The 22,956-nt window shown below is 57.9% G+C and carries 15 protein-coding genes; 3 read left to right on the forward strand and 12 right to left on the reverse strand.

Annotated elements, in window-relative coordinates:
- Window positions 1-398 precede the first annotated feature (398 nt).
- Entirely contained in the window at window positions 399-5,294 is a 4,896-nt protein-coding gene (locus tag E1J53_RS06615) for a gliding motility-associated C-terminal domain-containing protein (RefSeq protein ID WP_173021386.1), read from the forward strand.
- 114 nt (window positions 5,295-5,408) lie between these two features.
- Here E1J53_RS06615 and ligA read toward each other — a convergent pair whose 3' ends face one another.
- From ligA to serS, 6 genes are all read right to left on the reverse strand, one after another.
- On the reverse strand, window positions 5,409-7,553 hold the full coding sequence (gene ligA, locus E1J53_RS06620) for an NAD-dependent DNA ligase LigA (protein WP_134271007.1): 2,145 nt from the start codon (window positions 7,551-7,553) through the stop codon (window positions 5,409-5,411).
- 377 nt (window positions 7,554-7,930) lie between these two features.
- A complete protein-coding gene (locus E1J53_RS06625) occupies window positions 7,931-8,536 on the reverse strand; it encodes a hypothetical protein (RefSeq protein WP_134271006.1) in 606 nt (201 codons plus the stop codon).
- A 19-nt stretch (window positions 8,537-8,555) separates the two neighbouring features.
- A complete protein-coding gene (locus tag E1J53_RS06630) occupies window positions 8,556-10,055 on the reverse strand; it encodes an amidase (RefSeq protein WP_368671735.1) in 1,500 nt (499 codons plus the stop codon).
- Between the two features lie 397 nt (window positions 10,056-10,452).
- A complete protein-coding gene (frr, locus tag E1J53_RS06635) occupies window positions 10,453-11,016 on the reverse strand; it encodes a ribosome recycling factor (protein WP_134271005.1) in 564 nt (187 codons plus the stop codon).
- Window positions 11,017-11,153: 137 nt separating this feature from the next.
- Window positions 11,154-11,828 (reverse strand): zinc metallopeptidase, encoded by a 675-nt coding sequence (locus E1J53_RS06640; protein ID WP_134271004.1) that lies wholly within the window; start codon window positions 11,826-11,828, stop codon window positions 11,154-11,156.
- A 34-nt stretch (window positions 11,829-11,862) separates the two neighbouring features.
- Window positions 11,863-13,143, reverse strand: coding sequence for a serine--tRNA ligase (gene serS, locus E1J53_RS06645; protein WP_134271003.1), 1,281 nt, complete (start codon window positions 13,141-13,143; stop codon window positions 11,863-11,865).
- Between the two features lie 503 nt (window positions 13,144-13,646).
- On the opposite strand from serS, the gene rho reads away from it, so the two are divergent.
- Together rho and E1J53_RS06655 are read left to right on the forward strand one after the other, a co-directional pair.
- Complete coding sequence (gene rho / locus E1J53_RS06650) at window positions 13,647-15,557, forward strand: transcription termination factor Rho (RefSeq protein WP_134271002.1); 1,911 nt, start codon at window positions 13,647-13,649, stop codon at window positions 15,555-15,557.
- Between the two features lie 102 nt (window positions 15,558-15,659).
- Window positions 15,660-16,322 (forward strand): MBL fold metallo-hydrolase, encoded by a 663-nt coding sequence (locus E1J53_RS06655; protein WP_134271001.1) that lies wholly within the window; start codon window positions 15,660-15,662, stop codon window positions 16,320-16,322.
- On the opposite strand, the gene E1J53_RS06660 is transcribed toward E1J53_RS06655, so the two are convergent.
- From E1J53_RS06660 to E1J53_RS06685, 6 genes are all read right to left on the reverse strand, one after another.
- The gene (locus E1J53_RS06660; protein ID WP_134271000.1) at window positions 16,319-17,005 is read right to left on the reverse strand and encodes a Crp/Fnr family transcriptional regulator; all 687 of its coding nucleotides are present in this window, start codon (window positions 17,003-17,005) and stop codon (window positions 16,319-16,321) included. The genes E1J53_RS06655 and E1J53_RS06660 overlap by 4 nt on opposite strands.
- 106 nt (window positions 17,006-17,111) lie before the next feature.
- On the reverse strand, window positions 17,112-18,437 hold the full coding sequence (locus tag E1J53_RS06665) for a helix-hairpin-helix domain-containing protein (RefSeq protein ID WP_134270999.1): 1,326 nt from the start codon (window positions 18,435-18,437) through the stop codon (window positions 17,112-17,114).
- A gap of 97 nt (window positions 18,438-18,534) precedes the next feature.
- Window positions 18,535-19,770 (reverse strand): alanine dehydrogenase, encoded by a 1,236-nt coding sequence (locus E1J53_RS06670; RefSeq protein ID WP_134270998.1) that lies wholly within the window; start codon window positions 19,768-19,770, stop codon window positions 18,535-18,537.
- A complete protein-coding gene (gene tsaE, locus E1J53_RS06675) occupies window positions 19,760-20,206 on the reverse strand; it encodes a tRNA (adenosine(37)-N6)-threonylcarbamoyltransferase complex ATPase subunit type 1 TsaE (protein ID WP_134270997.1) in 447 nt (148 codons plus the stop codon). The genes E1J53_RS06670 and tsaE overlap by 11 nt, the downstream gene beginning before the upstream one ends.
- Window positions 20,207-20,400: 194 nt before the next feature.
- Entirely contained in the window at window positions 20,401-21,240 is an 840-nt protein-coding gene (locus E1J53_RS06680; protein WP_134270996.1) for a purine-nucleoside phosphorylase, read from the reverse strand.
- A 75-nt stretch (window positions 21,241-21,315) separates the two neighbouring features.
- Complete coding sequence (locus E1J53_RS06685; protein WP_134270995.1) at window positions 21,316-22,845, reverse strand: T9SS type A sorting domain-containing protein; 1,530 nt, start codon at window positions 22,843-22,845, stop codon at window positions 21,316-21,318.
- Between the last annotated feature and the right edge of the window lie 111 nt (window positions 22,846-22,956).

Below are 22,956 nucleotides of genomic sequence, written 5' to 3' on the forward strand. Positions count from 1 at the left end.
TTTCAGGAAATTGCAGCGGCGTGTCCGCCTGGTCAGTCGGATAAGACTATGCGGCTAACCGTTGGATAATGGGCACAGACGTGCAGGTGCAGTGAAGCGGAATCCCCGTGCTTAGCCAGGATGCCGGCATCACCCGGGCGGTAATCGATTTTACCGACCTACCCGGCCAGTCCCACTGGCACGGCACCCGCGTCTGCGCCCAATTCTCCTGATCTGATGGCGTCAATCAGGCTACTCCTCGGCTCATTTCGGCCACTGGGCCCGTTTTTAACACCGGTCTCCGCACTTTAAGTACTAGTGACTGCGTTCGTTAGGCTGTACCTTTGCGGTCCTTAAAAAACCATGGTGATCCTTCGAGGAAGTAATCCTCACCATCCCACGAACTGAATATGCCCGGTATGCACAACGGCTCCCTGCTACGTTCTTCCCTCCTCTGCCTTTGTTTGTTATTTCTGCTAGCTCCGGCGGCCCTGCTCGCCCAACGACCCGTTAGCGTCAAACTGCCCAAGGCCAGTAGCGGGCCGGCCCTTAACGTCAAAATGGACTGTAATGACGCCGGCGACATCAATGAGTTTTCGGGCTTTGCCATGCGCAGCAACAGCTTCGGCGACAACATTCAGGTGAGTGACGTTCGTCCCTTTGCCGCACGGCCGGACACCATCTTCCTCTGCGCCGGCGACGGTTTTAACGTAGACATTGTTCCCGGATCCTTCGACCTCGGCGGAGACCCCGACGGAAGCACGACTCCCGGCATCGGCTACGCCTTTTACCGCTGCGCACCCACCGTCAGCGGCCCACTCCTGACGGACATTGCCAACGACCCCTGCGTGGCGGATAACGGTCTGGACCCCTTCGACACCCTGGCCATTGCCGTGCCGAATAACTACGAAATGGGGGATTACACCCTCATGGTGGAAAACAGCGGTGATGACATCACCACGGCCACCATCATGTCCTTGTTCCCCAACATGGACGGCAGCCCCTCGCCGGTGGTCCTGACCCTCGCGCCCATCACCTTCGATGCGGCTAACCTGAATTCTCCCGGAGAAGCCGACTACGAAGGCACCCCCTCGGGGCAGTGCGTTAACGTATCCACGGACCAAACCTTCAGCGTCGCCTACCTCAACGCCGTGACCGTTGACGTAAACGACGGCTTTGGTTTCGCCGGTTGTGATGGCTTCTTTGCCGTGCGGGGTGGCACGCCGGAACTACGGGGAGGAACGGGCTACACCATCCGCATTGAAAATACCATGACCGGCGAGTTGGCGACGATTCAAACGGCACCGGAAGACATTGTGCACGATGCGCTGGTACGGTACCAGGTCCCCACCGCCGGCACCTACCGCATTACGATTGAAGACGAAAACAGCTGCGGGCTGAACGAAGGCGCCATGAGTAGTGGCATCCTCGTGGGCCATCCCGCAGGTTGCCAGCAACCGCTGTCCTTCAACTTCCCCTTCGAGAACGCGCTACCCGGGGAAACCTTCTGTGTCCCCGTAACGGTGGAGAACTTCAACAGCATCCAGGGTTTCCAGTTCGACCTGAATTTTGACCCCGCCGTCTTGCAGTTCAACAACATCGCCATGGAGAACGCCCAGCTCGGCGGCGCCCTGCTCGTTAACGGCCCCGTGAGCAGTGGTGGTACCCTGGCGGAAGGGCGGGTACGCTTCGTCTTCAACCCCATCGGATTTTCCGCAGACATCCCCGACGGGGACACCGTTTTCGAAATCTGTTTCACCGTCATCGGTAACATCGGCGATCAGACCCCCCTGGAGGTGGACGACAATGCCGCCTTTGAATTTACCCGCGATGGCGTTACCCCCGAGACGCCCATTTCCTCTCCGGGCAGCATCGTGGTGAGCAGCCAACCCTTCTTCCTGGACCTGACGCCCATGGACGAAAACTGTCTCGGTGAAAACGACGGAAGCATCACCGCCTCGGCGAACGGAGGTCCGGACCCCTACATCTTTGAAATCCGCCTCCTCGGTCAGATGCCCGAAACCATCTTCGGCAACGCCATCACCCGGCTGGGCAACCCCGCCGAAGCAACCTTCAACGGCCTGCCCGACGGCATTTACGCCGTGCGTTCCACGGCGGCCAACGGGGACGTCGTGATTGATACGACAACGATCAACTCCGGGTTAGACCTCAGCATTGACCTACAGATCGTGCAGCGGCCCAGCTGTTCAGGATTTACGGATGGCTCCCTTACCGTGCAGGTCTTCGTCAACGGCAGCGAGGTGACCGGAGCGGGACTGGCCGATTACGAATTCATCTGGTCGGATACGGATTCCGTTTCCGGCCCCAACCGCTTCAACCTACCCGCAAACCAGCCCGGGCAATCGTATACGGTGCAAGTAGTGGGACCGAACGGACTCTGTACGTCCCTACCGGACTCGGAAACCCTGCGCGATCCCGATGCCGTACGCACCCTGCCCGACGTCCCCGCCGATGCCGTGGTTGATGCCACCTGTACCGGATCCGATGATGGGTCGATTACCATCAACGCTGCCGGCGGAACGGCCCCCTACACTTTCGACTGGGGCATGACGCTCGGTCAGGACGACATGGTGGCCAACTCCGCACGTACCAATCTCCTGCCCGGCGCCTACGCCGTGACCGTCACCGACACCCGCGGGTGCGCGGATACGTCCAACTTCGTGGTCAACGCCACCAAAATTCTGGAGGTCGTCAGTGGACTGGACTCCATCACCTGTTTCGGGGAAAACGACGCCATCATACGGGCTACCGGAAGCGCCACCGGAGCGGCACCGGACCTGCCCTTCGAGGTCAGCCTGATCAACCTGGATAACGGTGCCGTGATTCCCTTCCAGACGATCAACGACATCAGCATTCCCGTAGAGTTCACGAACCTCGGTCCGGCAACTTACGTCCTCGTACTCCGCGACCAGGACCCCGCCGGCTGTGAAGCCACGGACACCATTCAGGTCGTTGAACCCGACCTGCTGGTGATTGACGACATCGCCATCACGAATGAAACCTGTACGGTCGGGATGGACGGTACCGCTACGCCCACCATCAGCGGTGGCACGGCCCCTTATGAATACCGTTGGGTGAACGACAGCCTCGACACGCCCCTGGACACCATCACCCCGGGCGCGCTGCTCACGGGCCTGAGCGCGGACACGAACTACGTCCTGATCATTACCGACGCCAGAGGCTGTACGGCCCGGGACACTTTTGAGATACTCTCCCCCGGTGGAGCCACCTTCCTGCCCATTGACACCAGTTTCGTTTCCTGTCCGGGAGACGTTGACGGGCAGCTCTCTGTGGTCGCTACGCCTCCGCAGGGGGAAACCATTACGGCAATTACCTGGTACCGCCTGAACGCTGACGGCACCCTGGGTAGTCCGGTGGCCAACGGTGCTTCCACCCAAAACAACCTCCCGGTCGGCGATTACGCCGTGGAGATCATCACCTCCAACTCCTGTATCGTCTTTGGTGCGGGCTCGGTGGTGAGCCCCGGTGACGTCTTCCTGGAGTCCTTCGTGATCAACGATCCGCAGTGTCCGGGAGACGCCAACGGCAGCATCTTCCTGAATCCCAACGGCGGTACACCCAACGGAGACGGAACCTACAATTACGTTTGGTCTACGGACCCCTTTGGCGCTCCCACCACCAACCCCGCCTTTACGAATCTGGAGGCGGGCAGCTACACGGTAACCATCACGGACGGTAACGGCTGTCAGCCCCCCTTCGACACCACCTTCGTCCTGACGGACCCACCCGCCATTACCGGCGTCTTTACGATCGATAACGTGAGCTGTCCGGACGACATGACGGCGGACGGAGCGGCCACCTTCGAGGCCGAATTTTCCGACGGCACGGCCGGCACCTTTGACTTCCTCTGGGACGACGGCTTCCCGACCTTCGGCGCCTCGCAATCTACGGTGATGGGTCGGACGCGTGGCCCGGTTTCCGTCCGGGTAACGGACGGTGTCTGTACCGAAACCTTCCGGGACACCATCCGGAGTCCGGAAGAATTCGCCGTAACCGTTCAGACGACTCCGGTCAGCTGTAATGGCCTCATGGACGGAACGGCTACCGTGGAAGTGACGGGCGGGACGGCCAATTATACCTTCGCCTGGTCGGCTTCCACCGATACCGATAACATGATCACCGGCCTGGCGGCGGGAACGGGCTTCACCGTGGACATCACCGACGCCAACGGATGTTCTCCGCAACAGCAGACCTTCCAGATCATGGAACCCGATCCGCTGACGCTGTCCATTGATGACGTTCAGACCACGCCCACCGTCCAGTGTGCCGGTGACGCCAACGGCCGGATCAGCGTGTTCATCAGCAGTGTCAACAATAACCCGCTTTCGGCCAATCCCTACACCTGGTCCGGCAACGTAGCCGGCTCTGACGAGGCCATCGCCAATGACCTTCAGCCGGGCACCTACGGCGTCACTGTTACCGACGTGGAGGGCTGCCAGGACAGCCTGAGCTACACCATCGGGGAACCCGAGGCCATCACCTTCAGTGTTTTGCCCATTGAGGAGCCCCTTTGCTTCGGAGAATTAACCCCCGTGCTGATTGACACGGCCTTTGGCGGCACGTCCAACGGCATCGAAGACTTTACCTTCTCGGTCAACAACGACGGTTTCCGCATCCCGGTTGGTCAGGTCGGCAGCGCCTTTGCCGGCGAGGTAGTCGTGACGGTATTCGACAGCGTCGGGTGCCCCGCCAGCCAGACCTTCAGCGTCAATCAGCCCCCCCAGATTTTGGTGGACCTGCCCGAAGAGATCGTGGTGGAACTGGGCGACAGCCTGACCGTACTCAACCCGATCATTAGTCCCGCCGGCGACGTCTACACCTACCAGTGGACGCCGGCTGAATTTTTGAGTTCCGATACCGTCCGCAACCCCACCATCTTCCCCTTTGAAAGTGAAGAATATACCCTGACGGTAACCAACGCCAATGGCTGCCAGGCCTTCGCCGACATTTTCGTGGAGGTCGACGCCAACCGCAACGTATACATTCCGAATGCCTTCAGTCCCAACCGTGACGGGCGCAACGAAGACTTCCGCATTTTCGCCTGCCAGGGCGTGCGCGTCGTCAACTCCGTCAAGGTCTTTGACCGCTGGGGAGGACTGGTCTACGAAAACGAAAACCTGCCGCCCAACTGTCTCGACGGCATCCAGTTGTGGGACGGCACCCGCAACGACGGCAAGGCGGTTTCCCCCGCCGTGTTTGTCTACATGATCGAAGTGGAGTTCCTCGACAATACGACCCTGCTGTACCGGGGAGACATTGCGGTGGTCCGGTAGATTGAATGCGAAAATAAAAAGGGGACGAGGGTCATAACTCGTCCCCTTTTCTATTGGAGGAAATTACTTTGGGCGATCACCGCAGGTGCAGCCTCCTTCCGAAAAGGCCAGGAATTAGTCAGCCAGCTGGCCGAGGAATTCTTCCTCGGTCATCACCACCACCGTGCCCAAGGCCTGGGCTTTTTTCAGCTTAGACCCCGGCTTTTCTCCCACGACGAGGATGTCCAGTTTTCCGCTGACGGCGGAAACTATGCGGGCACCGGCGGCCTTGGCCCGTTCCTGGGCTTCCTTCCGGCTCATCTGCTGCAAAGATCCCGTGAACAACATGCTCTTGCCCACAAAGGGACCTTCGGTTACTTCCGCGGCGGGGCGGTCCTCATCCGTAGGGCGTACGTTTACGCCGAGGGCTTCCAGTTCCCGGAGCTGCTCCCGGTGCAGGGGCACGGAGAAGTATTCCATGACGTTCTGGGTCACCGTTGGGCCAATGTCCTTAATGTTGGTGAATTGCTCTTCCGTCCAGTCGGCCAGATCCAACACGTGGTCAACGTTCTGGGCCAGCAGGCGGCTGGCCTTGCTCCCCAGGTGATGGATGCTCAGACCGTGCAGCAACCGCCACAGGGGGTTCTTTTTCGCCGCCTCCACGGACTTGCGGAGGTTCTGGGCCGACTTTTCTCCGAAGCCCTCCAGCTCCGCGATCTGCTCGTAGGGCAGGCGGTAGACGTCCACGATGGTGCGTAGCCACCCCAGTTCGTAAAACTGCTCCACGTACCGGCGGCCCATGCCGTCGATGTCCATGGCCACCTTCGACACGTGGAAGATGATTCGCTGTAGGTTCTGCGCGCCACACACGCAGGCCGGGCAGCGCCAGGCGGCCTCCCCTTCGGCCCGCACGAGGGTTACGGGTTCTTCGGTATCGTTGATGGGGCAATGGGTTGGCCATTCGATGGGCCGCTCGCTACCGTCGCGGAGGTCCTCCAGCGGCTTGACGATGTAGGGAATTACGTCGCCGGCCCGTTCGAGCAGGACCTTATCTCCCAGTCGCAGGTCCTTGTCCCGGATGAAGTCTTCGTTGTGCAAGCTGACGCTGCTGATCATGACGCCCGCCAGCGCTACCGGAGTGGTTTTCGCCACGGGGGTGATCGTGCCAATTTTACCCACCTGATACTCGACGTTCTCCAGCATGGTGGTCGCCTGCTTGGCGGCAAACTTGTAGGCGATAGCCCAACGGGGGTGATGGCTCGTATAGCCCGCCCGCTCCTGCAAGACCAGATCATCGACCTTGACCACCATGCCATCAATCTCGTAGGGGTACTCCTCCCGTTGGGCCTCCCAGCGAGCGCAAAACTCTGCCGCTTCGCTGATGTTTGGCAATGCCTCCCGTTCGTAGCCCGTGGCGGGGACCTTGAACCCTAACTCGGTAAGCACGTCCAGTGCCCGGGAGTGGGTACCCAGGGCCTGCACGGCGTCATTTCCTGCTTCGTCCGTGCCGTAACCGAAGCTGTATATGAAGGCTTCCAGTTGACGGTTCGCCACTTCGGCCGGACTCTTCATTCGCAACCCGCCCGTAGCCGTATTGCGGGGATTCGCAAAGAGCGTTTCCCCCGCCTCGGCCCGTTTGGCGTTCATCGTCGCAAAACGATCCTTCCGGATAATCACTTCTCCCCGGACCTCCACACGGTAGAGCCCGTACCGGGAAAAAGCCGCGGTAAGGGGGATCGATCTGATTACCCGGGCATTGTGGGTGATCTCCTCACCCAGCGTACCGTTGCCGCGGGTCGCAGCTCGCACCAGCTGGTCGTTCTCGTAAACCAGCACAATAGTGCCCCCGTCGTATTTGGGCTCCACGGCGTAGGCCAATTGGGCGGCTTCGTCCATGTTGAGCATCCGCTTGACCTGTCGGTCAAATTCCCCCAAATCCTCGGCGTTGTAGCTGTTGCCCAGCGAGAGCATGGGCGTCAGGTGAGGAACGCTCCGAAAATCACCGGAGAGGTCACTCCCGACCCGCTGGGTCGGGCTGTCGGCACGAATCAGTTCCGGATGCTCCGCTTCCAGCGCCTCCAGTTGCTTGTAGAGCTGGTCGTACTCGTAATCACTCAGCACGGGATCGTCCTGAATGTAGTAGCGCCACTCGTGGTAACGCAGGAGCTGCCCCAGGCCTTCTACCAGGGTTTTGGGCGTCTCCATTCCTGCGGGAATATCACCCGCGAGGAGTGCCTTGGAAGAAGTGAAAAAACGACGTTGGTCTTCGGAAGAATACATGGCCCGAAGGTAAGGGTTAGGAGCGAGGTTTTAGGAGCGAGGTTTTAGGATTCAGGCGTTAGATAATCATCGAAAAGACTTCGGAAGAGGCTTGCTCCGCAAGCCGGTCGAAAAGGGTCGAAAATAAGGCTTAGGCTAAGGAGAAGGCTAAGCGTAATGAGCCCGTGAGCCACTCAAAGGAGCCACGCGCTGCGCTTATTGCATGCTTCAAGGCCCCGGGGAAGCGCACCCCAAACCGGTCGAGGCGTTTCACGCCGAGCCATTCCCGGAGCCGAATATCTTTACGGGAAAGGCTTGCTCCGCAAGCCGGGCGTAAAGGAAATATGTGATGACAGTGATAAAACAAGTTGTTTACCAGGGTCTAACCGTGATACTCCTTATGCTCCCTTTTTCCTCAGTTCCTGGATGAGTTTAGGCACCGATGCGACATCACGAATAGTAATCGCAGCAAGATTAGAATGCTGATCCAACCAGAAATGGACGGTTGAGTTTAACGCACAACAAGCAACCTTCTCCCCAAATCGGAATTCGGCGATATCTCGTCCATTGTGGGCCACCAGTACGTCTACCTGATGTTCAGTGATCAGATACCGGGTTTCGTCGTAGTCCATTCCACGCGCCAGTCCGAAGGAGGACACAAAGGTAGATACGTCAATGATCGGTATTTGGAACTCTTCGTTAGATTCAAAAGGTATTGCCTCTTCCACCACGGAAAATTGCTGGAGAGAAACAAAATCAATGTGCTGTATCCACCGATCATTTTTGCTGATGTAGAAATAAATGAAACTAGCGAGTTCCGCCGTTTTTCTTCCTTGCTTATCCCGGTAGACCGCTACGGTTTTATTGAATCTGAAAGAATAGGCATGGCTAATGCTTCCACCCCTTGATCCGTCAAAGATCAGCGAACCAAACTGACTTGTATATTCATCGAGCTCGTACCTAGCTAGTGATTTTTCACTAATGACTTTCTCTACTTTCATCATCCCAGCATCATCACCAACCCTACTCCCCCGTCAAAAACTGCGGTGCCCGCCGGTGTTGGGTAGCTTGCTCGTAGGCGTAGGTAATTTCCAGGAGCAGCGGTTCCGTCCAGGCCCGGCCGAAAAACGACAGGCCAACGGGTAGATGATCCACGTAGCCCATGGGAACGGTAATGTTGGGGTAACCCGCCCGGGCGGCCGGGGAGGAACTTCCCAGGCCGAAGCTGTCACCGTTGGTCCAGTCCGTCTTCCAGGCGGGGCCACCCGTGGGAGCGATGAGGGCGTCCAGATTGTGCTCTTCCATCACCCGATCGATTCCTTGCTCCTGGGTGCCGACGCGCATTTTTTCGATGGCGTTCAGGTATTCCTCTTCCGTAAGCGGTCCCTTTTCCTGAGCCATTTCCAGGTACCGTTGGTTGTAGTATTGGAGTTCAATGGAGTCACTGGCGTTGAAGGCAATCAGCTCCGCCAAATTTTTGATCGGGGCGTCCGGCCCCAGCGAGGCAAAGTACTTGTTCAGGCCATCCTTGTATTCATAAAGCATGATGTTAAAGGAATAGCCCCCCATATTTTCCCGGGAAATCCGGTCAATTTCGATCACTTCGGCACCGGCAGCTTCCAGGTCCCGGATGGCCCGGGCCGTCAGGGAGTCCACCTTGTAGTTCCGGCCCCGCGGGGCGGTGTAGTAACCGATGCGTTTGCCCCGTAGTCCGTCTTCCTTCAGGAAGGGGGTGTAGTCGGTGAAGTAATTGTCGGCGCTGGCCAGGGTTTTGCGGTCGCTGGAATCCACCCCGACGATGGCGCCCAGTCCGATGGCCGCATCACGGACCGTCCGGGCCATCGGCCCGGGGGTGTCCTGGGTAAAGGAAATGGGAATGACGCCGCTGCGGCTCACCAGTCCCACGGTGGGCTTGATGCCCACGATGCCGTTAGCGTGGGAGGGGCAAACGATGGATCCGTTCGTCTCCGTCCCGATGGCCAGCGTGGCCATATTGCCGGACACCGCTGCCCCCGACCCGGAGCTGGACCCGCAGGGGTTGCGACTCAGGTCGTAGGGGTTCCGGGTCTGTCCGCCCACCCCACTCCAGCCACTGCTGGAGGGTTCTCCCCGGAAGTTGGCCCATTCGCTCAGGTTGGCCTTTCCGATGATGACGGCCCCCGCTTCCCGTAGCTTGGCGGCCACGTAACTATCCTGGAGGGGAAAGGAATTGGCCAGGGCCCGCGAGCCCGCCGTGGTGGGCATTTTGTCGTGGGTGTCCAGGTTGTCCTTGAGGGCCACCACGATACCGTGGAGCGGGCCGCGGGGCTTGCCGTCCGCCAGTTCCCGGTCCAGTTCCGCCGCGATCTCGAGCGCATCGGGGTTGAGGGCAATCATGGAGTTGAGCTCGGGCCCGGACTGATCCATCGACTCGATCCGGTCCAGGTACGCCTGCACTACCTCCGCCACCGTAAAGTCACCGTTGCGGTACCCCTCCTGAAACTGGGGAATGGTGTATTCCAGGTAGGGGAAATCGTTGTTCACTTCAGCTGACGTATCACCTGGAGGCGATTGACATTGAAAGAATATAATGCATAACCAAAGTGAGATAACGGGAGGGTTCATTAGCTTCATTATGCGTTAAAATTGGTTTTTATGCACCGTTTTTGGTTGAAAAATGGTGCTTATGCACTAAAAATGGCGCATTATTCTCAAAAAGAGGGCCTAAAGCACCGAAATGCTGCCCACAGACTACTTGTTGAACCTCCGCAGGCTTACCAGGAAACGAGACGTAAGCGCTTACGTCAGAATGATGCAGCGGGCCCATGAATTCAGTCACGGGTTGAACCCCAACAACTATGAAAAGCTGAAGGACCAACTGACCCGTAGCAATGCGTTTCTAAACGATGATGAAGCGATCCTAATACTTCAATGACCTACATCAAATCGACATCACCTCGCGGGTTTTGTTCGCCACGACTTCTTCGATCTTCTTGTAGTAGCCCTTTACCCAGCCATCTACTTCGTCTTCTTTCCGCTTGCCGGCATCTTCGGGGTAGCCATCTTTGACTTCCTTCTTGATGGCATCCATGGCCTCGCGCCGGGCGTTACGGACGGAGACTTTCGCGTTCTCACCCTCGGCGGCCACCTGTTTTGCCAGTTGCTTACGGCGTTCTTCGGTCAGGGGGGGAATATTAATCCGGATCATTTCCCCGTCGTTCATGGGCGTAACGCCCAGGTTCGCTTCGAAGATGGCCCGCTCGATGTCTCCCATGGCCGACTTATCGAAGGGCTGGATGGTGAGGGTGCGGGAATCCGCCGTACCGATGTTGGCGACCTGCTGAATGGGCGTCTTGGCCCCGTAGTAGCTCACCAGCAGTCCGGAAAGCATGGCCGGACTGGCCTTGCCCGTGCGGACCTTGATCAATTCCCGTTCGAGGTGCTCGATGGATTCCTCCATCTGCATTTTGATTTCTTCCAGTATTTCGTCCAGTAATTCGTCCATGATTGGTAAGGCAGTTAAGGGTGAAAACCATGCTTGGGTGCTGCGACTGCCCCCGGGCAAATCTGGGCACCTGCGCCCTCGCCCAAATAAAAGCGAGAGCGGCCCAAAAATATAAACTTCGCGCTAATAGCGCTCACTTAGTCTCTGCTCAGGAAGAGGTAGAGGAAAATCGTGATGGCCGACAGGGCGGAGACGACGTAGGTCATGGCCGCCCACCAGAGGGCATCCTTGGCGCCTTCGTGCTGCACCCCGGTAGCGACGTGGCTCCGGTCCAACCACGCCAGGGCCCGCTTACTGGCGTCAAATTCCACCGGCAGCGTAACCACCGCGAAGAGGGTGGTGATGAAAAAAGCGGCAATAAGAATCTGCCACAGCAGTCCTCCGCCCACGCCACTGGCGAAGCCCCCGAAAGCCAGGATGAAGAGCAGGCTCTGCGCCCGGCTGGCGAGTTGGACGACGGGCACCATTTTGCTCCGGAAGGTCAGCCAGGAATAGGCTTCCTTGTGCTGCACGGCGTGTCCACACTCGTGGCTGGCCACCGCAGCGGCCGATACGCTCCGGCCCTGAAACACCTCGGGGCTCAGCGAAATGGTCTTGGTCTGCGGGTTGTAGTGGTCGGTCAGGAAGCCCTGTCCCTGGACGATTTTCACGTCGCGGATGTTGTAGTGCTCCAACATTTTGGCGGCGACTTCGGCACCACTCAATCCGTTGGTCATCGGCACCCGGGAGTAGTGCTTGAACTTACTTTTCAGGCGATTGCTGACCAGCATACCAATCAGGCCAAAGAAGCCTACGATAATGAGATAACCCATTTGATTTTAGCTTGCGTTTTTGTTTGCGTCCGGCTTAAACCCGCTCCAGCCTGGTGCGCCCGAGGTAGGGATGCAGGACTTCTGGTAATATAATGCCTTCGGCCGTCTGGTTGTTTTCCAGCAGGGCAGCAATTATACGGGGGAGGGCCAGCGCACTACCATTGAGCGTGTGGGCCAGATCATTGCCCCGTTCTCCCCGATAACGGAGTTTCAGGCGGTTACTCTGGAAGGTTTCAAAATTAGAGACGCTGCTCACTTCCAGCCAGCGTTGCTGGGCGGCGCTCCATACCTCAAAATCGAAAGTCATGGCGCTCGTGAAGCCCAGGTCGCCACCACAAAGCCGGAGAATCCGGAAGGGCAGCCCCAGTTCGTCGAGTAGCCCTCCCACGTGGGCCACCATTTCCTCCAGCAGGGCGTAGCTGTTGTCAGGGTGTGCCAGTTGGACGATTTCCACCTTGTCGAACTGGTGCACGCGGTTGAGGCCGCGTACGTGAGCGCCGTAGCTGCCCGCTTCCCGGCGGAAGCAGGGCGTATATCCCGTCAGTTTGATGGGGAAATCTTCTGCGTCCAGCAGGGCTCCGCGGTAGAGGTTCGTCAGGGGGACTTCTGCTGTGGGGATCAGGTACAGGTCGTCTCCGGTAACGTGGTACATCTGTCCTTCCTTATCGGGGAGTTGTCCCGTCGCCCGGGCGGTGTCTTCGTTGACCAGCAGGGGAGGTTGGTACTCGGTGTATCCCGCGGCAGTGTTGCGGTCGAGGAAGAAATTGACCAGTCCGCGGGCCAAACGCGCGCCCTGTCCGGTGAAGACGGGGAAACCGCTGCCCGTGGTGCGCACGCCGAGTTCCAGGTCAAAAATGCCGTATTCTTCGGCCAGTTCCCAGTGGGGTTTGGCGTCTTCGGGCATCTGGGGGAGTTCCCCCGGGTAGGCCTGAAAAACTTCGTTGTCCTCCTCGTTGACCCCGGCGGGCACCAGCTCGTGGGGAACGTTGGGCAGCTGCAGGAGGAGGTTTTCCAGATCTGCCTTGACGGTCTTGAGGGTTTCTTCCCCCACGGCCAGCTCTTCCTTCATGGCGTTGACCTTATCCCGCAGCGCCTGTCCTTCTTCGTGTCGCCCGGACTTCATCAGTCCGCCAATCTCTTTACTCAGCTTATTGCGCTCGCTGAGGAGTTGCTCGTTGGCGGTTTGCTGGGCTTTGCGCTGGTCGTCGAGGGCGATGGCCCGTTCCACTAATTCGGCGGCGTCCGCAACCTGTCGCTTGGCCAGTCCGGCCAGCACTCGTTCTTTTTCGTCGCGAAGGGTTTGAAGTAAAAGCATATGAAAATCGTCTGCGGATTAAAATCTTTTGGTATCGGGGCTTTCGTTTATCGAAGGCCCTGATGGGGGGCAACGACCCCGAGTACCGCTAGGCTCGTCGGGATCGTTGATCTAATTTAAAGGCAACGGCGTGCAGGTGCAGCGTTCTTCCGTTGAGCCGGGTGATGAATATTTTCACACAACGGTAAACAAATAGGTAGAAGTTGCTGTACTCATAAAGTGCAAGTCAACCGCACGCCGCAAAGGTAATACCCGTTTTCGTTCGTCAAACGAAATAATATCCTTACTTTTGCCCGGCGAGTAAAACAACTTGCATAACGAAAGCCAACCATTCTGCTTGCCTTTCGCCACGTTAATCTTTGCCATTTACGGACTTCATTCTGAACGCTTGCCATCCTTTCTGGAAGGCCGTCCCTAATGCATGGCATTAACCCCCACCCATCAGCGCGCATCTGTTTCTGCGCTCCTATCCTACTTTTATACCTACTAGCACTACCTTTTTAATGTTAAGTATAGCGCAATTAAAGGCCATGCTGGTCCCCGAATTACGGGACCTGGCCGAAAAAATGGGACTCAAATCCTACAAGCGGCTAAACAAACAGGATCTGATTCTGAAGATCCTGGATCAGCAAGCCGTTCAGGGCACCAGCTCCGTTGCCGAGCCCCCCTCAGCTTCCGATACCGACCGTGTCCCCAACCGACGTGCCGCCGCCGCAGCCGCTGCTGCCGCCGCTCGCCGTCATAATGAGGAAGAAGAAGCCAAGCAATCCCGTTCCACCCGCGGCCGCAGCCGCCGCAGTAAGGACCGGGATGACGACGAAAAACCATCCGGCCGCAACACCCGCAACACCCGCAGCAAGAACGAGGACGCCAAGAACGAGGACAATTCCTCTCGTGGACGTCGGAGCCGGGGCAAGGGTGAAGAGGAAGAAAGCGCTCAGGCCGCCCGTGCCCGTGGGCGCGGCCGCACCCGCGACGCGCAGTCCGAGGACAACGGTAACCGCCCCCGCGGCGGCGACAATGGTGACGACGATGGTCGTAACCGCGGCCGGGGCCGCGCCCAGCGCGGCGATTCCGGCAGCGATGATGCCCCCCGCAACGATCGCTACGAACGCCGGGGCCGCTACGATGAGCGGGACGACAACCGCGGTCGTGGCCAGCAGCGCAACGACCGGGATGATCGCCGCCCCAACAACAACCGCAACAACGACAGCCGTAATAATGACGACCGCAACCGCGGCCGCGGTAATCGGGAGGAACGGGAAACCCGTCCCCGCGTACCGGAATACAAACTCGACGGACTGGTTTCCGTGACCGGAATCCTGGAAATGATGCCCGACGGTTACGGTTTCCTCCGTTCCGCCGACTACAACTACCTGACCAGCCCAGACGACGTATACGTAAGTCCGCAGCAGGTCAAGCAGCACGGCCTCCGGACGGGAGACACCGTTCGTGGTCCCGTCAAACCACCGAAGGAAGGGGAAAAATATTTCGCCCTGCTCGAAGTGGAGAAGATCAACGGCCTCGATCCGAAAAATGTACGGGACCGGGTGCCCTTCGACTACCTGACCGCCCAGTTCCCCACCGAGAAGTTCACCCTTTCCGGTCGTCCGGACGGTAAAGACTACGGCATGCGCCTGGTCGACCTCTTCGCCCCCATCGGTAAGGGGCAGCGTGGTCTGATCGTGGCCCAGCCGAAGTCCGGTAAAACCTTCCTGCTCAAGGACGTGGCCAACGCCATCGCCAAGAATCACCCCGAGACCTACCTCATCGTGCTGCTCGTCGATGAGCGTCCCGAGGAAGTAACGGACATGAAGCGCAGCGTAAACGCGGAGGTCATCAGTTCTACCTTTGACGAGCCCGCCGAAAACCACGTTCGGGTGGCTAACGTCGTCCTGGAAAAATCCAAGCGTCTGGTCGAAACCGGACACGACGTATGCATCCTGCTCGACTCCATCACGCGCCTGGCGCGGGCCTACAACACCGTCCAGCCCAGCAGCGGAAAGGTACTTTCCGGTGGTGTGGAAGCCAACGCACTGCAAAAGCCGAAGAAGTTCTTCGGTGCGGCCCGTAACATTGATGGCGGTGGATCGCTGACCATTCTCGCCACCGCCCTGATCGATACCGGCTCCAAGATGGACCAGGTAATCTTCGAAGAGTTCAAGGGAACGGGTAACATGGAGCTTCAGCTTGACCGCGGCCTGGCCAACAAGCGGATGTACCCGAGTATCGACTTCACGAAGTCCAGCACCCGTCGTGATGACCTCCTCCTTGACCGGGACGTTCTCCAGCGGATGTTCGTGCTCCGCAATCACCTGGCGGACATGAAGCCGGAAGAAGCCTTCCAGTTCCTGATGCGCCACATGAAGAGCACGACGAGCAACAGCGAGTTTATCGCTACGATGAATAGCTAAACGCGCAAGCGCGCAAACGCCTCCGGCGGCGATGAACGGGTTTCATCGCCGCCGTTTTTCTTTCCCGCAATTTTGCCCTCGCCTCCCCCTAAATCTTTCACCGTGCCCCTTGAAGTCCTTTCCCTCACGTTCAATGCCGTTCAGGAAAATACCTTTCTGGTCTACGACACCGACAGCCTGGAGACCATCATTTTCGATCCGGGCTGCTACTCCCGCGCGGAGGAACAACGCCTGCTGGACGTCATCGAGGAACGCGGGCTGAAGCCCACGCAGTTGATCAATACGCACTGCCATTTCGATCACGTTTTCGGCAATGCCTTCGTCAAGGAGACCTTTGGCCTCCAGTTGGGCATTCACCCCCTGGAACAGCCCATCCTGGAAATGGCTCCGCTGATTGTCTCCACCTACGGCATGCCGCCCATGACGGCCTCTCCGCCACCAGATTATTTTATCAACGAGGGCGACGACATCAAATTGGGCCAGTACCAATTTCAAGTGCTGCTCTGTCCGGGCCACTCTCCGGGGAGCCTGTGCTTTTACCAGCCGGAAGCGGGCTTCGTCATCGGTGGCGACGTATTGTTCCGCAACAGCATCGGCCGAACGGACCTTCCCGGAGGCGACCATCCGACCCTGATGGGGGCCATCATTACCAAGTTATTTCCGCTCCCGGACGAAACCGTCGTATACCCCGGTCACGGCTCCAGCACCACTATTGGATACGAGAAGAAAAACAATCCTTTCGTCAGAGAATTTTTGGACGCCTAGGCGGCGGCCGCCAACTGTTCCATGTCCCGCACCAGCATCCGCTTGCGGTCAAAGGTGAGGATATTCTGCCGGCGTAAATCATTGAGGACGGCATTTACCGTTTGTCGGCTGGTGCCCGTCAGGTCCGCAATTTCTTTGTGGGTAAGCATGTTGCGCACTTCGCGTTCGTAGCCAACTACCCTGCCCCGCGTTTCGGCCAGATGGTGGAGAAACTCCACGATCCGGCTACGACTGGTTTTGAACATGAGGTTTTCCAGGCGTTGTTCCAGCTGAAGCGTCCGGCTACCGATGAGGCGCATGAAAAATAGCTGAAGGTCATTACGCTCCTTGAGCATATCCTTCAGGTCCTCCTTTTCCAGCACGCACAGTTCCGTGGGCTCGAGGGTGTAGGCGAAATCCCGGCGGGCATCTTCACTGATGAGGGCCAACTCTCCAAATACCTCTCCCGGATTCAGGATGGCCTTGGTGACTTCCTTGCCGTCCGCTCCGTAGGTGCCAATTTTGATCCGCCCGCTGCTGATCAAAAAAATTCGCCGGGCGGGTTCTTCGGGGAGGTAGATGTATTGGTTAGCGCCAAACTCCAGGTGGTCCTTAGCTTCCAGTGCTCCCGCTCCGATTTTTTTCGGGCAGAAGATGTTGGAGAGGTCGATATTTTCTACGTACCAGAGTTGCTGATCAGGCATAATGGATTGCGCTTTTGCTGTAATACAGACGCCCCAGGGGAGCCCGCTGTTTTATCCTCATCGTGGGTTTAGGGGGTTGGAACTGACGCGGAAACAACAAAACGGGTCAACGCCCGCCCTTCATACTCTTTTGCCATTTTTCCAACTGTTCCCAGAGTCCATCCGCGGCCAGTGCGGCTTGCTCGGGCCAGCTTTCGGGATTGTGAGACTTGTAGCGTGATCCGGCGGCTTCCAGCACGTCACGCAGGCGGTCGGCATTGGTAGCGGCCAGCGTGGCCAGTGAGTCGATGCCGGCGTCCTTGAGTACCCCCTCGATTTTGGGCCCGATGCCCTCAATGATTTTCAGGTCCTCGGGATCCCGCCCGCCATAAACATCGGCGGATTTCGCCGGAGCTTCCTCACTCCCCTTCGCGGCGGCCAGCGCCCTGGCCTGTCCCACCCAGTCGTTCTGCTCAATGACCCCCGGCAGGTAGCCGATCAGCTCCGTGTAGGTGGCAATATCGGCGGCATTCCAGTTGGCGATTTGCTCGTAGCTGTAAATGTCCGCTTCGTTGAGCTTTCTGGCCAGGAAGGGACCGATGTGCTTGATCTTGGTCAGGTCATCGTGCCCGGGAGCGCCTTCTGCATCCACCATTTCCGGCACCTGTATGGACGGAGTTGTCTGCACGATGACTTCCGTTTCCCCGGATTTTTGTCCCGTCCGCACCCCGGGTGCGGCCGTATCCGCCCGGATGACCAGGGGCTCGCCCCGCTCATCGGTGGGCATGGGGCTACCGATGACCGGCTGGTGGCCGACGAAGCCGGAAGCTCCCCCGTCCCCGACGGTAGTTGCGCCCGCCCGGAGGGAAGCATTCTCTTCCGTAAGGCGTTGCAAGCGCTCTTCAAATAATCTGAAACGGGATTCGGTGGCCGCAATGTGGGCCTCCAGAGAACCACCCGCATGGCCGGGTTCTTCGCCGGCGCCGTCCCCAACGCCCTGACCGACCTTCGCCGTTAGTTGTTCGTTTTGGGTCTTCAGGCCAATCACCTGATCATTAAGGCTTTCGATTGTGGCCGAAAAACTCTGGTTAGAAATCGTCAGCTCCTCCTGACGGGCCAACAGATCATTAATGGTCTTGTCCCGCTCCTCCAGCGCGCCGTTGAGCGATTCGATCCTCTCCATGGCTTCCACCTTCTCCCGGCTCACCATTTCGAGCTCCCGGGCCAGTGCCTTTTGCTTTTCTTCGGAGGTGCGGTAATGCATTTCAAAGTCATTCCGTTCCTGCTGCACCAGCATCAGCTGCTTCTTGTAGCGGCGGGTTTTACTGCCCTGCACAATCCACCCTACGATTACTCCGAAAAGGAAAACCAGTAGTCCGAGGAAACCAAGCAAAATGGTTTCTTCATTCGTACGTTCGTAAAAGAAGTTCTGGAGCAGATCGAAAAAGTTCATGCCCGAAAAATAAGGAAGTAAACGTTAGCAAACGCACTGCCGGGCCGCAAAGACGAAAATGTAGCCAGGGAGGGCTTTCCTGCGGGGCACGGAGCGCCTACATTCCACTGGTCATCAACAGGTCGATGTCCGTACTCCGCATATCAAAACGCTTCCCCAGATACTGATTGGTCAGGCAGCCCTTAAAGGTGTACACCCCGTGCCGTAGTCCGGGGCGGTGCAGGATAAAATGCTCGAAGGAGCGTGCGCCACCGGCCCGCAACAGCAGCGGGACGATGATGTTACTCACCGCAATGCTGGCCGTCCGTCCGACCCGGCTGGCCAGGTTGGGGACACAATAATGAATAACGTCGTACTTACTGAAGGTGGGGTTGTCCAGGGAAGTAAGTTCACTGGTGGCAAAGCAGCCCCCCTGATCGATGCTTACGTCAATGATCACGGAGCCGGGCCGCATGGCCCGGACCATATCTTCGTTCACCACGATGGGCGCCCGGCCGTGCTCGGCGTGGATGGCTCCGATGGCCACTTCGGCCGTGACCAGCTCCCTCCGCAGGTAATGCGGATTGATGGCACTCGTATACAACTGACGGCCCACGGAATTTTGCAGCCGCATCAGCTTGTGAATGTTGTCATCGAAAATCCGTACTTCGGCGCCCATGCCCAGGGCAGCGCGGGTAGCGAACTCCGCGACAACCCCACCACCGAGAATTACAACCTTGGCGCTCGGCACCCCGGATACGCCCCCCAGGAGCACTCCCGGTCCGCCGCGGGTGGTACTCAACAGCTCTGCGGCCGTCTGCACGGCGGAAATACCGGCCATCTCACTCATGATCCGCACGATGGGGAAGCTCCCCTGTTCGTCCTGCAGGTATTCCATCGCCAGGGCGATGATCCGCTTGTGCTTCAACCGGAACAGGTAATCGGCCGTAATGATGGGCAGCTGAAGGGGCGAGATCAGTATCGTTCCCGGCTGCATCATCTCAATCTCTTCCAGCGTGGGCGGTGCCGCCTTCAGGATGATGCGCGCTTTCTGGTAGACCTCCTTGGCCGAATAGGCAATTTCTCCACCACTTTCACTGTAGGCATGGTCGGAAAAATTACTGTGCTTCCCCGCCTGGGTTTCAATCAGCACCCGGTGACCGTGGCTGGTCAGGGTGGCAACTCCGCTGGGCACCAGGGCAACCCGTTTTTCCTGTAGCGTGATCTCTTTGGGAATACCGATGAACAGTTCCTCCTGCTTGCGCTCTACCGCCAGTGTTTCGGCCTGGGTCTGCCCGTAGCCAGACGTTAATTCCGACGGAACGGATATCTTTTCTTTGTCCTTACTGCTCATCGCTGGGTGTCGGGTAGCCGGTAGAAATGGTGAGTTCGCGGTGGGCGCCGCCGTCGGGCGCATGGGAAAGCCGCAGATAAACAACGTCCGTCGGCAAAATCGGTTGTATCACGGCCGGCCATTCCACAAATATTGTGGGTTGCTCTTCGGCAAATAATTCTTCCAGTCCCGCATCCAGGGCCTCGTAGATGTCTTTGAGGCGGTAGGCGTCCATGTGGTAGATTGTCCGGTCACCGGCGGGATATTCGTTGACAATGCTGAAGGTCGGACTGCTGGTGGGCGTCTCAACGCCCAGCTGCCGGCACATCTCGGCCACCAGCGTAGTCTTCCCGGCGCCGAGGTCACCTTCCAGCGCGTACACTCGCCCGGGGCCAAATTGCTCCAGTAACTCGGCGGCCACGGCGGGCACCTCCTCAAGCGTATACCGTCTAATCATGGTGGATGTATTTTCCGGTGGACGGAGCGGGGTTGTTCATTAGGGTCACCGTTTAATCGGGCGCAAGCGCGCAGGTGCAAAGACCTATGGTGTGGCCAGGTTCGTGGTGGTAGCCGGAAAATGGGGACCAAAATATTATGGCTCGGTTCCCACCGCATGGCACCTGCGCCCGCGCCATTATCAGCTTCGCTGCATTACTTCTTCTGCTCGTCAAGACGGGCCACGATATCGCCCATTAGCTTCCGTAGCTTGGGTTCCACGGCCTGCACGGTAGCGATCACGTCGTCTACCGTAGTGGGTTGTATTTCGGCGATCGGGAAACACTTGTTCGACACCACGGAAACCACGAACACCGGCAGGCCCATGTGGCGGGCCACCAGGACTTCGGGTACGGTACTCATCCCGATGCAGTCCGCGCCCAAAATGTTGGCCATGCGGTATTCCGCCGGAGTTTCGAGATTGGGTCCGGGTAGGGCCAGGTATACTCCTTCGTGGGCGCGTATATCGTGGGCTTTTGCCCGTTCGATGGCCCACACGTTCAGCTCCCGGTCGTAGGCGTGGAGCATATCCGGGAAGCGGGGCCCCAGGCGGGGATCGTTGTGTCCCCGCAGGGGATTCTCGGGCTGCATGTTGATGTGATCCCGGAGGAAGATGATGTCACCCGCCTCAATGTCGCCGTTTACACTCCCGGAGGCATTGGAGATGATCAGGTGTTCGATGCCCAGGCCGGCCAGCACCCGCACGGGGAAGGTCAGCTCCTGCATGGAGTAGCCCTCGTAGTAATGCAAGCGGCCGGCCATGGCCACGATGGGCACCCCGCGGAAGGTGCCCAGGATCAACTTCCCCTGGTGGGAGGCCACCGTGGAGGCGCAGAAAAATGGCAGCAGTCCGTAGTTGAACTCCCGCTCCACCACGAATTCTTCGCTAAGCGTGCTCAATCCCGTCCCCAAAATGATCCCCACCCGGGGCTGGGTCTTTGACCGCTGACGGATAAAGGCGACGGTTTCCTGAACTTGCTCGTAGGTACTCTCCATGCAACATTTGATTTTTCGGAGTCCGAAGGTAAGGGTATCAAGGAAATGCGGAGCCAGAAAAATGGTTGGCAGTGGTTACTGTTTGACCACCTTGTGCGTCACCGTGCGATGCTGGTCCGTTAGGGCGACGTAGTAAAGGCCAGCAGGGTAAGTGGACAAATCAAAGGATTGATGGCCCGTCAGAAGGTCTTTTCGTAAGACCTGCCCCCGCCCATTGTGGAGCGTAAGGGTCACCGGGTGCAGAAATGCCGGAGTAGCTCGAATCAGCAGCTGGTCCCGCACCGGATTCGGAAATAGGGAAATCTCGTGGTTGGGAAAAATCGCGCTCACTGCATTGGGGCGGGTGATGCCACAGTCGGCATCATCGCCAACGCAGTAGTTGGCTACGTAAGCCCGGATAATCGGACTTTCACAATCTGCGTCAAGGTTTACAACCCCGGCAAAGCGGCCCCTCAACCTTCCGATACCGGATACCATTACATCTCGGTTGATCACCTGGTATTTTCTCAAAGCACCACCATATTCCACCCAACGAACCAGGTCAATTCCACCGGTATTACACCGTGAATCGAACGGCAATGAATCTCCTGCTGCCAGGGTAAAGTCATAAAGGAGAATCTCACCGGGATAAGCCGTCGCGAAATCCGGATCAATCAGTCGGGCATACACCCGTTGCCTCAGCGTATCGTCCCGTAGTAAAGCCCATAACTTCGTCGGTCCGGAAGTGGAATAGGGCGGCACATCATTTGGGTACGGATAATCTGGATTGACCGGTAAATATTGGCGGCGGAATAACTTTTTGTACATATTTCCTTCCACCATAGTATCTCCCCGGATGCTCATAATCCGATGTCCCGTCAATAGGCCCTCCGGTTGATTATCCCAGACTACCCAATTCGCATTCTCCACGGCCAGGGGCTGATAGGGTGTTGCTTCGGGTATCACCACGTTAATGTTACAGTCCGATAATTCTCCCACGCAGTAATCGAGCACCAAAGTGACACCATCTTGGGTACGATAACGAAGCCCCCCGGATTGTGGACCATAGTTCAATGACCCAACACCCTCAATGTATTCACGGTCTCCCTCAATAACCCTGCGGATTTGTCCCCAACGCTCTTCTTCGGTAATGGAGTAAATCTCAATCGGAGACGCTTCCGGCTTGAAGAATGCCCCCTGCATAATATCTCCCTCCACCAAAGAATAATCATGTAGCAGGGTGTCCGAGGAAAACGTGTCGGCCAGGGTCCAATATCTGCCCAACACCCTTTTTCCTGCCACATCGTCCCACAGCAACGCTACCAGTTTTCTTTCCTGCGCGACGTAATAGGGCGGTGCGGGAGAATCCGTATCGAAGATATTCCACCAGTCGTGGTACATCCGGTAACGGTAGAGTTTTTTGTAGGTATAATTACCGACTACCGTATCTCCCTCCAGGCGTTGGACGAAACCGTAGTTTTCGGAACCGCTGGCCCGGGTGTTGATTTGCACCCAATTAGCCCCCTCCAGAGCCGTCGGTGCGTACGCTATTTGTCCCTTAGCCGGGATGGTCAGGCACCCCAACAACAATGTGGAGTAGAGAATTTTGAATAAACGGGTAAGCATAGGAAGCGGGTGTTTCTACTGTCCCCGTAAGATAAAGGCTCCCAAAGGTTCTTTTTGTCCGGTTTCAAACATCCCGCTGATTAGGGGGGGAGGAAGGCAATCAGGCATCAA

It is taken from the genome of Lewinella sp. W8 (genome assembly GCF_004375085.3).
Classification (GTDB): Bacteria; Bacteroidota; Bacteroidia; order Chitinophagales; family Saprospiraceae; genus Neolewinella.